This is a genomic window from Streptomyces sp. NPDC054932, assembly GCF_053610205.1.
Map to the genome: position 1 here is coordinate 1 of NZ_JBSGXU010000097.1, position 13,868 is coordinate 13,868.

Annotated in this window: 12 protein-coding genes and 1 pseudogene; 8 read left to right on the forward strand and 5 right to left on the reverse strand. The window is 70.6% G+C overall.

The window, feature by feature from the left end:
• A pseudogene (locus ACWGE1_RS24295) lies at window positions 1-721 on the forward strand (saccharopine dehydrogenase); the annotation flags it as partial.
• On the forward strand, window positions 718-1,320 hold the full coding sequence (locus tag ACWGE1_RS24300) for a TetR/AcrR family transcriptional regulator (protein ID WP_453422591.1): 603 nt from the start codon (window positions 718-720) through the stop codon (window positions 1,318-1,320). The pseudogene ACWGE1_RS24295 and the gene ACWGE1_RS24300, both read left to right, overlap by 4 nt.
• 176 nt (window positions 1,321-1,496) lie before the next feature.
• On the opposite strand, the gene ACWGE1_RS24305 is transcribed toward ACWGE1_RS24300, so the two are convergent.
• Window positions 1,497-3,113, reverse strand: coding sequence for an MFS transporter (locus ACWGE1_RS24305; RefSeq protein WP_453422592.1), 1,617 nt, complete (start codon window positions 3,111-3,113; stop codon window positions 1,497-1,499).
• Window positions 3,114-3,320: 207 nt separating this feature from the next.
• On the opposite strand from ACWGE1_RS24305, the gene ACWGE1_RS24310 reads away from it, so the two are divergent.
• Window positions 3,321-4,313 carry a hypothetical protein gene (locus ACWGE1_RS24310; RefSeq protein WP_453422593.1) on the forward strand — a complete coding sequence of 331 codons (993 nt, stop codon included), beginning with the start codon at window positions 3,321-3,323 and terminating at the stop codon, window positions 4,311-4,313.
• Window positions 4,310-5,548: a hypothetical protein gene (locus ACWGE1_RS24315; protein WP_453422594.1), complete on the forward strand. Its 1,239-nt coding sequence runs from the start codon at window positions 4,310-4,312 to the stop codon at window positions 5,546-5,548. Before ACWGE1_RS24310 ends, ACWGE1_RS24315 begins: the two co-directional genes overlap by 4 nt.
• A gap of 29 nt (window positions 5,549-5,577) precedes the next feature.
• On the opposite strand, the gene ACWGE1_RS24320 is transcribed toward ACWGE1_RS24315, so the two are convergent.
• Entirely contained in the window at window positions 5,578-6,159 is a 582-nt protein-coding gene (locus tag ACWGE1_RS24320; RefSeq protein ID WP_453422595.1) for a DUF4190 domain-containing protein, read from the reverse strand.
• Window positions 6,160-6,640: 481 nt separating this feature from the next.
• Here ACWGE1_RS24320 and ACWGE1_RS24325 point away from each other — a divergent pair, with 481 nt between their 5' ends.
• Window positions 6,641-7,216 carry a dihydrofolate reductase family protein gene (locus tag ACWGE1_RS24325; RefSeq protein ID WP_453422596.1) on the forward strand — a complete coding sequence of 192 codons (576 nt, stop codon included), beginning with the start codon at window positions 6,641-6,643 and terminating at the stop codon, window positions 7,214-7,216.
• 215 nt (window positions 7,217-7,431) lie between these two features.
• Window positions 7,432-7,635 (forward strand): hypothetical protein, encoded by a 204-nt coding sequence (locus ACWGE1_RS24330; protein WP_453422597.1) that lies wholly within the window; start codon window positions 7,432-7,434, stop codon window positions 7,633-7,635.
• A 183-nt stretch (window positions 7,636-7,818) separates the two neighbouring features.
• On the opposite strand, the gene ACWGE1_RS24335 is transcribed toward ACWGE1_RS24330, so the two are convergent.
• From ACWGE1_RS24335 to ACWGE1_RS24345, 3 genes are all read right to left on the reverse strand, one after another.
• Window positions 7,819-8,127: a hypothetical protein gene (locus ACWGE1_RS24335; RefSeq protein ID WP_453422598.1), complete on the reverse strand. Its 309-nt coding sequence runs from the start codon at window positions 8,125-8,127 to the stop codon at window positions 7,819-7,821.
• Window positions 8,128-8,154: 27 nt separating this feature from the next.
• Window positions 8,155-8,655 carry a hypothetical protein gene (locus ACWGE1_RS24340; protein ID WP_453422599.1) on the reverse strand — a complete coding sequence of 167 codons (501 nt, stop codon included), beginning with the start codon at window positions 8,653-8,655 and terminating at the stop codon, window positions 8,155-8,157.
• Between the two features lie 66 nt (window positions 8,656-8,721).
• Window positions 8,722-9,408 carry a hypothetical protein gene (locus ACWGE1_RS24345; RefSeq protein ID WP_453422600.1) on the reverse strand — a complete coding sequence of 229 codons (687 nt, stop codon included), beginning with the start codon at window positions 9,406-9,408 and terminating at the stop codon, window positions 8,722-8,724.
• Between the two features lie 336 nt (window positions 9,409-9,744).
• On the opposite strand from ACWGE1_RS24345, the gene ACWGE1_RS24350 reads away from it, so the two are divergent.
• Window positions 9,745-12,633: an AAA family ATPase gene (locus tag ACWGE1_RS24350; protein WP_453422606.1), complete on the forward strand. Its 2,889-nt coding sequence runs from the start codon at window positions 9,745-9,747 to the stop codon at window positions 12,631-12,633.
• Window positions 12,634-12,881: 248 nt separating this feature from the next.
• The gene (locus ACWGE1_RS24355) at window positions 12,882-13,820 is read left to right on the forward strand and encodes a class I SAM-dependent methyltransferase (protein WP_453422601.1); all 939 of its coding nucleotides are present in this window, start codon (window positions 12,882-12,884) and stop codon (window positions 13,818-13,820) included.
• Window positions 13,821-13,868: the final 48 nt, after the last annotated feature.

The following is a 13,868-nucleotide window of genomic DNA, read 5'->3' on the forward strand; positions in this document are numbered from 1 at the left end:
CGGCGTCAGCAGCCTGGTGGCGGCCGCCCTGGCCGAGGAGCTGGGCGGCGCCGAGCAGGTCGAGATCGCCGTCCGCTGGGACATGGCCGACCGGGCCGGGGCGGATTCCGTCGAGTTCATGGACCGGCTGGGCGTGGCGTTCGAGGTGGTGGACGGCGGGAGGCGCCGGCTCGCCTCCCCGATGACGGAGTCCCGTACGGTACGCATCGACGGAACACCCGTACGCGTCGCGCGCATCGACACCCCGGAACAGTTCACCCTGCCGCTGACCCTCGGCACCACCACCGCGGCCACCCGCATCGGGTTCAGCTCCCCCGCCGCGACCCGGGCGCTCCTCGCGCTGCGGAGCACGGGATTCTTCCGCTGGGCCGACGGGGAACGCTGGGCCCCTGCGCGCCGGGCCCTGCTGCATTCGCCGGGCGACGGCGGAACGGCCCGGCTGCGCGTGGACGTCACCCATCGCGGGCGCACGCGCACCGCGACCGTCACCGACCCGCACGGCCAGCACCACCTGACGGCGGTCGGGGCCGTCGTGGGCCTGCACCGCGTCCTCGGCACCGACGGCTCCCCCGCTCCCCGGGGCGTGGTCTTCCCCGAGCAGCATCCGGATCCCGCCCGTGCGGTCGAGCTCCTCGGCTCGCACGGTGTCGGCCTCTCCTTCGACGAGGACGACGCCTTCGGCGCGGGCCGCGGCCGGGCCGGAACGCGGGCCGCCGCATGAGCGCCGCGGCCGAACCGACCCCCAAGGGCCGGCAGCGGCGCACGGCCCTACTCGACGCGGCCGAGCGTGTCCTCACCTCCTTCGGAGGGTCCGAACTGACCCTGCGGGCGGTCGCCGAGGAGGCCGGAGTCCGGCTGGGCCACCTCCAGTACTACTTCCCGACCCGTGCCGCCCTCCTGTCGGCGCTCCTCGACCGCGTCCTCGCCTCGTCCTTGGAGCGGGTCACCGCCCTCACCGCGGCGCACACGAACGGCACCGACCTCGAAGCCCTGCTCGACGGCATCCTCTCCGACCACGACGACCCGCGCCTGGTACTGCTGTTCACCGAGGTGTGGGCGCTGGCCGCGCACGACGAGGAAGCGGCCGCGGCGGTCCGCGCCTTCTACGGCCAGTACGTCACGCACGTGGCCGGGTTCGTCCAGGACCGGGCGCCGGACCTGAGCGCCGCCGAAGCACGGCACAGGGCCGAGGTGTTCGTCATGCTGATGGAGGGGTCCGCCCTGTTCCGCTCGGGCATCACCGGCCGCCGCACGGCCGACACCGACGCCCGTCTGCGCGAGACCGCGCTCACCCTGCTCGGGGGCGCCGTCCGCCCCTGAGCGCCGGCCGGACGGCGCAAGCGCGGTTCCGCCGTCGGCAGACTCGACGGCACTACGGCGCGGGCGGGTCCGGCGCCACAGGGCCCTGCACCCGTACGGCCTGCTCCGGAGGTCCGCCTCTCCCTCATCGCCACCACGCCGCTCACCGGCCGGGCCCTGCTGTGGGTACTCGCCCCCTATGGCTCTGCCGAGCGGGGCTGGGTCGTCGGGATGCGGTGGGTGAAGAACATCGCGAGGATGGCGGCGAAGGCGAGGATGGCGAGGGCCGCCTGGAGGCCGTCGAGTCGTGCCGCGGCGTTCGCGTCCAGCGCGGCTTGCGTCACCTCGCTGCTGGTGCCTGCTTCGTCGAGGGCCGTCTTGAGCTGCGCGTCCGACAGGAACGGCGCGCCGCTTTGGAGCTTGACGGTCGCCTGACTCTTGACGCTGTCGGGGATCGCCGGATTCTGCTCGACGCTGCTCAGAAAGGAACTGGCGAGCGCGGCGATCATGACCGCTCCGGCAAGTGCCGTACCGATCGAGGCGCCGAGGTTGGTGACGGCGTTCTGGACGCCGCCGACCTCTGCGCTCTGTTCCTCCGGTACCGCGGACACGGTGACCGACCCGAGCTGGGAGGCCAGTGCGCCCATGCCGAGACCGATCAGCAGCAGGGGGACGGTGACGATTTCCGCACCGGCGTCCGCATCGAGCGCGGCCATCAGGATGACCGCGCCTGCGAGCAGGGCGAGGACCCCGAGCCGTACCACGCGCCGCGGCGAGACGTCCGGGAGCAGGCGGGGGATCAGGACCGCGGCCGCCAGCAGTGTCACCGACAGCGGCAGGAGGCGGGCACCGGTCTGCAGTGCGGACAGGCCGAGGGCGACCGACAGGTAGAGCGGTACGACGAAGAACACGCCCATCTGCACCAGGTACTGGAAGAAGAACATGGTCAGCCCGCCGGTGAGCTGCCTGTTCTGCAGCAGCGCCGGGTCGATGAGCGGCTCCCTGCGCCGCTCCACGAGGCGTGCCTCCCAGCGCAGGAAGAGCCAGATCAGCAGCAGACCTGCCAGCATCAGCCACATGACCAGCGAGATCCCGAGCCACGACGGCGTGTCGGGCTTCGGCTGGAACCAGCCCCATTCGTCCGAGCGGAGCACCCCGTAGACGAAGAGCCCGAGCCCGAGCGCGGACAGCACGACGCCGACGAGATCGATGCGCTCGCGTTCGCCGACCGGGGCGTCGGCGATGCGGCGGGCCAGCACCAGGATGCCGAGCACCACCAGCACCTCACCTGCGAACACCCACCGCCAGGAGAAGTACGTCGTCGCGACACCCCCGATGAGCGGCCCGACCGCGATCGCCACGGCCCCTGCCGCCGCGACGAGTCCGTAGGCGGCGGGACGGCGTTCCGCGACGAAGTTTCCGGCCACCAGTGCCACGATCGCGGGCAGGATGAGCGCCGCCCCGATGCCTTCGAGGAGCGCCCAGCCGAGCAGGAGCACCGACAGGTTCGGTGCGAGCGCCGTGGTGAGGGAGCCGGCCCCGTAGATGCAGCAGCCGATGAGGAACGCGCGTTTGCGGCCGATCAGCGCCCCGACCTTGCCGCCGGGAATCATGAACATCGCCATCACGAGGGTGTAGGCGGTGATCGCGCCTTGGATACCCGTCACGGTCGTGCCCACGTCCTCGGCAACCGTCGCGATCGAGACGTTCATGACCGAGCTGTCGAGGGCCATCAGGAACTGACCGGACGCGAGGGTCAGCAGGACGACCCTCGCTGGTGCCGAACTCTCGACAGAGCCTGTCCTTGATGCCATGGGCGGGATCGTCCCAGCAAACCCTGCGGACAAGTCCGCGACCCGCCACACATCAACCGATTGGCGGACTGTCCTACTCCCGCCCGCACTGATCGGCCGGTCCGGAACCAGCCTGGGGCCGACCGGGTCCGTATGCGCGACCGGCCGGCTTCACCCCTGACGGGGACGGCCGGTGTGGGAGATCGCGGCGCCGGGTAGGGCGGGACCATGCCCGACATCCCCCTGGCCGAAGAGGCACTGCGAAGGGTGCTGACCGCCGTCGACCGGACGGCGGAACTGGCGACAGAGCTGGCCACCACCCTTCGGATACGCCCGAATGACATCGCGACCGGCACGGAGTCAACACCGCTCGGCGTCGATGCAACCGATGTACTGGCCTTCGGCGCGGCGGAGTTCGAAGCGGTGGCCCGTCATCTGGAACCGCTGGACCGGCTGCTCGCGGCCGTCCCTCCGGACGCCGACGGGATGCGGTGGCGCTACCTGGACGAAGCCGTTCTCTTCCGTTGTGAGGCGGAAGTGAGCATGCCGTTCGACGAGTTCACCGCGCGCGTGGACATCAGCCGGGTGATCGGCCTGACCAGCGGCTACCTTGCGGGTCGTACGGAGGTCCTGGCGCGCGACGGGACCGGAAGGCCGATCCGGCAGCTCGAGCGCAGCGTCAACCGGGCCCAGCCCGCCTACCTCGCGCTGTCCGGCGCCGATGTACTCGACGTCTGCAAGCTGGAGACCGTCGACTACGGCCCGGACGAGCAGGTGCTGCGTTGGCGGCAGGTCCACAGTGCGAACGCCTCCGCGCTCCAGGACGACGGCTCGGTGTCCTTCGCCCGGACCCCAGACGGCGGCACCGGAGTGACCATCAGCGTCCATCAGCAATTCGCCCTCCCCCCGTTGTGGCGGGCGATCACCCCCGTGCTGTGGCCCGCGGTCCGGCGCGCTCTGGTGGAGGACGCCTACCGCAAGTCCTTCCACACCACCCTGCGCACCATCGCGGCACGCGGGCGGGGCGGCGCCGAGCCGGTCGAGGAGACGGCCGGTACCGCCTCCTCCCTCCGGGACACGGTCGCCCGCGTGGCCGATCCGTTCCCCCTGTTGGCCGGGTTGGCCGGGTTGGCCTGGCCGGCCCTGTGGAAGCCGACGCGGCCCGAGTGCACCGACAGTTCCGGATTCCGCCACTTCAGGCCCGAGAGGCAGCCCCTTTGACGCAGCCCGCCAGCCCGCCGCACGAGTATCCGTACGCCTTCCACATCGCCCTCGACGGCAATGGCCTCAACGGACTCGAGGGCCGGGCGGGAGTGTGCATCTTCCGCTACGACCCGGCCACCGGCCGGTACGCATACAAGATCGACTACTACGACGGCATCGCCGGCGGCCACGCCGTCAGCGTCAGCCCGGACCACGCTCTCGGATTCCTCGGCAACACCGGCCAGCACCTGCTCTTCTACGACACCGCCACCCTCGACGAGGCCGCCCGCCTGTCCACCCTGCGGATCGAACCCACCGACTCGTCCATCAAGGGCACGACGCACCTCGCCTGGCTGGGAAACCGGGAGGTCGTCGGCGCGATCGGCGAGCACCTGTGGCGGTTCGACATCGACAGGCTCGACGCTCCCGAGCGCCTCGGACCGCACGGCCTGAAGCTTCCCCACGCCATGAAGACCACGGCCTCGGGCCGGTACCTCGTCTACGGCGGCATGGACCACCCCGGCCGCGGCGAGGCCCGCGAGGTCGGCATCCACGACCTGCACACCGGCACCGTCCGCCGCATCGGCCTACCCGCCACCTGCTGGCACGTGGCCGTCCACCCCCGCGAGGACCGGTTCTACGCCCTCTCCTTCCGCGTCCTGCCCCAGGAAGGACACGACTGGCACGAATGGGCCATGGCCTACCTCAAGGAGTACGTCTTCGAGATCGACGCCGAGCACGGGCAGGTCCTGCGCCACTGGACGGCCCCGCGGGAGACCCCGGCGCACATCAACTCGGACGTCTGCGTCTCCGATCGTGAGCTGATCTACTGCAACGGCGGCAGCGGCACCATCGTCATGATCGACCTGGACGACTTCGCCACCCACCGGATCATCGACGAACGCCCCGGCCTGACCGAGCAGCTCCTCGCCGGACGGCAATCACTCCACCAGGTGACCGACGCCTTCACGCGCGGCTCGCCGGCCGCGAGCAGCAGGCACTTCCTCGCCGCCCTGCGGATCTCTCGCGGAACCCTGCTCGATTCGGTGTACGCGTGCCAGCTCTCCGCCGACCAGACCCTGCTGTTCACCGCCAACCGGGGGCTCAACACCATCACCGTCTACGACTACCCCGCCAACACGGTCCGGCAGCGGGTGCGCATGCCACAGCTGCAGCAGTACGTCGACGGCCTCCCCCGGTGGCACGACCCTCGGCTCGGCTTCCACCACAGCACGCTGACCTCCCCGCCGTGAGCTTCCGGGCGCTGCTGAGGGGGAGTCCCTCAGTAGGAGTTGCGGGAGACCTTGATCAGCTTGCACTCGATCTTGTCCCCGGACTTCGCGGACTTGGCCACGTCGTACGCCAGGGCCCCGGCGTTGTCGTCCGTGTACTTCTGGCCGGGTGCGAGGTTCTGGCCGGTGGACAGGATGTCGCTCTTCTTCTCGCCGTTGACGGTGACCTCGCCCTCGGCGAGGTAATTGAACCGACGGTCACCGCTGTTGATGTATTCGATCTTGAGGTCGAGTTCCTTGATTCCGTACTCGCCGGCCTTCACCTTGCAGGACGTGACCTTCACGTCCTTGGTGATGTCCGGCTCGTCGGCCTTCGAGCTGCCACCGCCCTCGGCGGCGCCCCCAGGAGCAACGGCCGCGGAATCGTGGTTCTTGTCGAGCTCCTTGCCTGCATCGCTGGCGGCCTTGGTGAACAGCAGCCCACAGCCGCCGACCAGGATCAGACCGAGGACCGTGGGGATACCGCAGCCGAGCGCCACCTTGAGGCCCGTGCTCATGCCCTGCTTCGGCGGGGGCTGGTACCCGGCCGGCTGGTGCGGATTGCCGTGACCGGACTGCGGCTGCGTGGACATGGATCAACTCCTGGGGATCTGCGTGAGCGGCGCTCAGGTAATGGGCGGCCTGCGTCAGCCGGTGCGCGAGGGCGAGAACGGTGATCAGGCCGCCGGGCGGGGTGGCCGCGAGGGCGCGAACCGCCGAGGTACGGACATCCGTGCGCCTCGGCCCGCCCCGCCAGAGGGATACACCAGCCCAACGCCCCTGGGACGAGCCGGTTACCGGCAACACGCCCGCCGTAGCCGCCGGGATCCAGAATGGCCGGATCTCACAGCACGTGGCCGGTCCTCAGCATCCGACGCCGACGCGGCAGCGAAATGGAATCCGGCCTGGCTCGCTGATCCGAACGATGCGGCCCAGGTGTGTCCGAAGGATCGATGTCCTTCGTGATGATCTTCGCCCGGGGCGGGGAGATCCGAGTCCGTCCTGCGAGCCGTGACGAGTCCTGCGACGTCCGGCGGCCGTAAGGTCGAATCCCGTTCCCGAGGAGGACTTCTGATGCGCAACGTGACCTACTCGATGGGCGTCTCCCTTGACGGCTACATCGTCGGGCCGGACGGCGGCTTCGACTGGACGGAGCCCGACCAGGAGGTCTTCCGCTTCTGGATCGACGAGATCCGAGGGGTCGGCGTCCACCTGATGGGACGACGGCTCTACGAGACGATGCTGTACTGGGAGACCGCCGACCAGGATCCCTCGCTCGGCGACCCCGAGCTGGAATGGACCGCGCTCTGGAAGCCGCTCCCGAAGGTGGTTTTCTCCACCACGCTGTCGACGGTGCAGGGCAATGCCCGACTGGCCTCCGGCGGGCTGGCGGAGGAGATCGAGCGGTTGCGGGCCGAGCCCGGGGAGGGCGACATCGCGATCGGCGGCGCGACCCTCGCCGCCGAGGCGGCCGCGTCGGACCTGATCGACGAGTACCAGGCCGTGGTCCACCCGGTACTGGTCGGCGGCGGCATCCCGTTCTTCCCCCGCAACGAGCGCCGGGTGGATCTCGAACTCGTCGAGACCCGCACCTTCAGCTCGAAGTTCGTCCACCTCCGCTACCGCGTGGCGCGCCAGACGCTGCCATAGAAGGCCGAGGCCGTTCCTCCAGCCGTTCCGTGCGCGACGGCCGTGTCCGGCGTCGCGCACGGGCTTGCCTTCAGGAGGCGGAGCGGGGCAGTGGCGGGTCAGGACGCGAAGCCGGACTTGCCGGTGGGGGTCACCGACACGCGGGTGATCTGGCTGCCCGGCGGCAGGGCGGTCGCCGGCGGTGCGGGAGCGGTCGTGGTGCCGTCGCCACGACGGTGTTCGGCGCGACCGTCGCCATGCGCCGCATCGTCGGACAGCTCGTCACGAACAAGGGCAGCGGCATCCTCAACGTGGCCGTGGACAGCCCCTCCATGGTCAACGACAGCCACTTCGTCGCCCAGACGTACACCGCCCCCGGCGGGCTCTGCAGCGGTACCCGGCCCCCCAACAACACGGCTCCCGGCAACACCAGCCCGTGAAGCAGATCCAACCGCCCCGGGAACCCGCGCGGCCACCACCGTCCCGCTCGGCTGACCAACGCCGCGCGACCTCCGTGGCCCACCCGCGGTGGCCTCCTCGGCCCGACCCGGCCCTTCCTGCGTGACGGACGGCGGGTGACGCAGCACTCGACCGCCCGTCGCGCAGCCTGCCGGGCAACCTGATCAGGAATCGGAGCGGAATGCTCCGTGGACGCTCAGGTCGCCGTTGACCGCCACCTTCCCGTCATTCGTGTGCATGATCCAGGTGTCGGCGTTACGGACCGACAGATGCGCGCCGGCGTTCACCTTCCCCTGCAGGCGCGACTCGCCTTGAACGCGCAGCATGCCGAGGGTGGTGAGGTCTCCGGTGACCGTGACCGTGCGGTCGGCCTTCACCTCGCCGACCCGACACCCGGATCCACCCCAACCGGCGCGAAACAGATGCTCACTGGCCGAATCGGGAATCTCCCACTTTTCGAGAGCGCGGCTCACGGCCCCGGCACCGCTCGCCGCATGCGATCACTGGAGGGCGCCGCTGCGCCTGCCCTCGTCGAGCAGAGCCTCGACCAGGGCGGACTTGGCTCCCGGCGCCACGAACCAGAGGGGCGCGGCGGAACGGCTCCTGTGGATTTCGATGCGGTGGCAGCCCATGACGAGGCTCACCACTGCCATCTGCTGCACCCCGGTCACCTCCCTCCACGCCACGCAGTCGCGTATCCGGCCGAACCGGTTCGTGACCGCCACGCCGTCCGCGCACAGGTAGCACCTGTTCACACCCAGCCGGGCGGTCAGCCGGCGCCATCCGAACTTGAGGGCGTACACCGCAGCCACCACGGCCGACGTGCCAACGGCGTTGGCGCCGACCGCGGACGGGTTGACGACCGTGGTGACGAGCATGGCGATCCAGAGGAGCAGCAGGAATCCCCTCAGCACCTGCATCATGGCGCCGGTCGCCGGGTTGATGACGGCGTAGTCTCCGCGAATTTCACCGAGCCCCGGATCGGCCACTCTCTTTCGCACTGACGTCCCCTCGGTCGAAGCTGGAATCGCGCGCATGACATGCGCGGGCCGTGGTGTGCCGGGAGATCAGCCGAGGGACAGCCCCTGCATCTGCGCGAGGGTGCGGGCTCCTGAGCCGTGAAGCATGGAGCCGTCACAGGCGGGGAGCCGGCCCGACACCTTGTCGAGGCCGCCGGCGTCCACGTAGCCGACGGAGATGTCTCCCTTGTCGGTGAAGTCCTTGGTGAAACTGCGGTCGTGCCCCGTCCCCATGGCCAGGAGGCGCTTGCTGTTGAGGAGCACCCCGTACCACTGTGTGGTGGGGGCCAGCGGGTCCTTGGCGGAGCACACCACGGGCACCTGCTCGCCACGCTGCGGATGGCAGCCCGGCTTGGCCTGATTGCAGAGGTCGGCGCCGCTGACCTTGGTCTCCGTGCAGCTGTCGGCGGACTCACCGGTGCAGGAGACCGGCATGATGTTGAGGGGTGCGCCGGCGGGGCGGTCGTAGACCTTGATCCAGGCCGCGCCGACGGCCGTTTGCTGTACGTCGGGAAGCGCACAGAGGTCGATGTCCGCCGTCCCCCCGAATTTGTCGTCGTCCACGGTCGCCGCGTGCTTGTCGGGACATGCACCCGGACCGGAGCCGCCGGCAGCGCGGTCGGCAGCTGTCGGGTTCCTGGCCTCCGGCGCCTTGTCCTGCGCGGACCCGCAGGCGGTGAGGAACAGCGCCAGGACTACTGCGAGGACGTGAGGAACCTGGACGCGGTGTGACACGAAGAGCACCTTTTCTTCGACGGGCAAGCGGTGAGCGGCAAGCGGTGAGCAGCAAGCGGTAGGCGCATCCCGAGAACCCTGTCGGAGTGGTTGCGCTGCGACCTGGGGGCGATGCTTTCAGGAATCGCTCCCGGCGGCGTCGGTGGAACCACGTACATCCCTACGTAGAGGGCTGTCGGGCCGGACGAGGCTCTCTGCCGCCCTGCGGACCCGGCCAACGCGAATGCGGCGGGCGGCCGTTGCCGGAGCGGCGCCGGGCCGCGCTCCCTCGGCCGGCTGCTGGACGTGGTAGACAATGCCGTGGAGTTCGCCAGAGGGATCACACAGGCCGGAGCAGTGCCCCGTGCCGCGGCCGACCGCGCCGGCGGAAGCCCACTCGTCGGCCGCACGGCGGAAATCGCTCGGTTCGATGCCGTGCTCGATCGCTTGGGCCGGGGGAGCCCGGCGATCATCGACCTCACCGGCGCGGCGGGAATCGGGAAGAGCCGGCTGGTGGGAGAGTTCTGCCTGCGCGCCCGGAAGCGTGGGTTGACGGTGCTGCGAGGCCGGGCCACCGAATACGAACAACACCTCCCCTTCCAGCCGTTCGCCGATGCCTTCGCCGATGCGGACGACCGCACTCCGAGCGTCGCGTCCGAGCTGCTGGACGTGCTGTCCCCGATTCGCACCGGCCGGGCCACAGGCCCGTCCCCCGTGACGGGCACACCTGCGGTCGACCGCTTTGCTCTCCACCGGTCGGCGGCACGCATGTTGGCACAGCTCGGCACGGCGGGTCTGGTGGTGGCGCTGGACGACATGCACTGGGCGGACCCGGCATCGCTGGAGCTCCTGGACCATCTCGCCCGGCACCCGGTGTCCGGCCCGGTCGTCCTCGTCGTCGCACGTCGCGACCGGCAGACTCCGCCGGCGCTCACTGTGGCGCTCACCCGCGGACTCGACACCGCCACGGTGATCCGGATCGGTCTGGCGCCGCTCGCGGAACAGGAATGTGTCGAAGGGCTCGCCCCCGACCTGCCACCGGTCCGGGCGGCGCAGCTCTACACCGCCAGCGAGGGCAACCCCCTGTACTTCCTCTCCCTCCTGCACGCCCACCGCGAGGGCGCCGCGCTACGCGGTGCTCCCTCCTCGGCCTCGACCGGTGACGGTTCCGACGGACTGCCGGTCGGCCTCGGATCGCTGCTGCTGAACGAGCTGACGCCGCTCACCCCGTCGCAGCGCCGGACCCTGGAGGCGGTCGCCGTGCTCGGCGACCACGCCACACCTCCCGTGATCGGTGCAACGGCCCGCCGCACCGACGCCGAGCTCGACGGTGATCTGGACACCCTGGCCCGGCGCGACCTCGTCCGCGCAGACCCGTACGGCCGGTTGCTGCTGCGTCACCCGGTACTCCGGACCCTGGTGTACGAGTCCACCGCCGCGTGGCGGCGCGTCGACATCCATCGCACGGCCGCCGTCGAGCTGGCTCGGGCCGGCGCCCCGGCCGTCGAGCAGGCGCAGCACATCGAACGCTCGGTGACCGCCTGGGATCCCCAGGCGGTCACCGTACTGGGGCAAGCCGCCGAGCAGACCGAGTCGACGGCTCCGGCGAGCTGCGCACACTGGCTGGGGATCGTGCTCCGGCTCCTTCCGGACACCGCCGCACACGCCTCCGAGCGGCGTCGGCTGATGCTGAGGCGCGCGCGGGCGCTCGGTGTCGCCGGCGGTCTGCGGGAGAGCCGGGAACTGCTGCACCAGGTGATCAGTACATCTGGTCCGGACGAGGCCGACGTCAGGACGGCGGCCGTCCTGCTCTGCGCCCTGGTGGAGCGCCACCTCGGAAGATATCCCGAGGCGATCGCCCTCCTGCGCCGGGAGCTGAGCCGGACGTCGGGGCCCTCGCCGGTCGGCAGGGTGTCGATCGGACTCGAACTGGGCTCGTCCGCGCCGCACAACACCCCTTATCCGCAGGTGCGGGACGAGATGGCCCGCACCCTCTCCGCCGCCCGCTCCCTCAAGGACGAACCGGGTGAGGCGGGCGCGCTGGCACTCGCCGCCTTCGGTGAAGCCTATGAAGGCGGCACGGTCCCGGCGGCCGGGTTCGCAGGGCAAGCGGCAGAGCTGATGGACGGCCTGACCGACGACGACCTGACGGCGCTGTGCGAGCCGCTTGCCAGACTCGGCTGGGCGGAGGCGTTCCTGGGCCGCTTCACCGACGCCGAGCGCCACGCCGACCGGGGCCTCGAAGTCGCCAGGCGCAGCGGGCAGGTCTACCTCCTGCCGCTCCTGCTGTTGTGCAAGGCGCACGTCCGTATCCAGACCTGCCGACTGCCGTCGGCACGGCAACTGGTCGACGAGGCGGAGGACATCGCACGGGGCATCGGCAGCAGCGAACTGCTCGCATTCGTCCTGGCCAACAAGGCCCAGGTTCTGGTGGCGGCATCTGCGCCCGGCGCCCCGGAGGCCCTGGCCTGCGCCGAGGAGGCAGTCGCCTGCATGGGGCCGAGCGACAACTGGCGGGCATCCATGGCCTGGTGCATGCTCGGATACGCTGCGCTCACCGGCGGCGACCCGTACCGCGCCCGGGAAGCCCTGCTCCGGGCGGGCGGCGACGACCTGCAGGGCCTGCAGCCCTCCATGCGCCCACTGTTTCTGGAACTTCTCGTCACCGCAGCCATGTTCACGGGGGACATCGGTTCCGCGTCCGCCTGGGCCGAGCGGGCGCGCAAGGAGGCCGACCGACTCGGCCTGCCTCTGCAGCGTGCCTCCGCCATGCGGAGCGCGGCCCAGCTCTCGCTGCACGGTGGCGACCCCGTCACGGCGGCGGCCCTGCTCTCCGAGGCAGCCGAGGAGTGCGCGCGGTCCGGCGCGGTCTACTGGGAGGCGCGATCGCTGCTGCTCGCCGCGCCGGCCCTGACGCTTGCCGGGTTCGCGGCACGGGGTGAGGTGGCGCGCCGGAGGGGCCACCGGCTGGCTACCGCCGGGGGCGCACACCTGCTGGCCGCTCTGGCGGCGATACCGGGGCCGCCCGCACCTCCGCCGTGTTCCGGCACCCCGCAACGGCTGGTATCACTGACGGCACGTGAACGGGAGGTCGCCGGATTGGTCGTCGAGGGCCTCACGAACCAGGCGATCGCCAGCAGGCTCTACCTCAGTCCGCGCACCGTCGAGACGCACCTCTCCCGGGTGTACCGCAAGACCGATGTCTCCTCCCGTGCCGCCCTCGCCGCGCTGATGGCCCGCTTGTGACTGCGCCTCCTTGACCTCACGTGCGCCTGAGCTCCGCAGATCCTATGGATCAGCCGAGGCTGCGCGCTGTGGTGATGCCGTGGTTACCATGGATGGAGCTCCGCTCGGCCCGGACTCCGGATACCGATGGCCGGGGGCGTGTCGGACCGTCGTCGGTTCACGCCATCTCTGCTTGTTCCCCGCAGCTCGGGCCGTTAGCTCTGATCACCATGAAGTGATCGCGTTCTCACCCTCGATGAGAGCCCTCCATGAACACGCCCCGCAATCTCGCTCGTACCTACGGGACCGACAAGAACCCGCTCTTTCCTGTATTGCAGTCCCTCGGCTGGGGAGACCTGCTCAACCTCGGCTACTTCACTCCCCTCGGGCTGCTGCGCCTCACCGGAGGCATGTCGTCCTTCCAGGAGGACCTCGTCGACCGCTCTCTCAGCCTGGTGCGGATCCAGCCGGGCGAGCAGGTTCTCGACGTCGCCTGCGGCACCGGGTTCACCACGCGCCGCATCGCCGAGCGGGGCGCCTTCGCCACCGGCATCGACCTCTATCCGCCCCACGTGGCACAGGCCGTCGAACGCCACGGTGACCACGGCCGCACTCGTTTCCTCCAGGCCGACGCCACCGCTCTGGGTTCTGCTCCGCCTTTCGGCGACGCTTCGTTCGACAAGGTGCACTGTCTGGAGGCCGCGTTTCACTTCGGTGCTGCCGGCCGCCGCGCCTTCCTGGAGGAGGTCTACCGTCTTCTCAAGCCCGGTGGCCGGCTCGTCCTCGTCGACTTCGCCTGGGCCACCGATGACCCGGCTGAGATCGATGCGGCCGACCCCGGCCGTGTCGTACGTGACACCTGGGCCGTCGAGGAGTTCGAACCGCTCGCCCGCTACGTCCGTCATGCCATCGACGTCGGATACCGTCCGTGCCGTGTCCATGACTGGACACGCCCCGTCACCCGACGTTTCATGACCGTCGGCGTCCTTGCCGCCGGACTGGCCCTCACACCCGCCGGGCGTCGGCTCCTGGGCCGGCTGCTGCCCCCTCTGAAGGATCTGACCAGTACCCAATGGCTCTCCTTCTCCAGCGTCGTTCTGGCCCACGTGCCCGTTCAGCGCGCCATTCGCTACATCGCGCTCGTTCTGGACAAGCCGGTCCACGCCGATGGTGCCGGCCGGGCCGAGGGTGCCACCCGTTCGGCCTAAAGGAACGCAAGCCCCGGCCGGTCGCGCTTGCGGAGCAGCGGTCCGGGC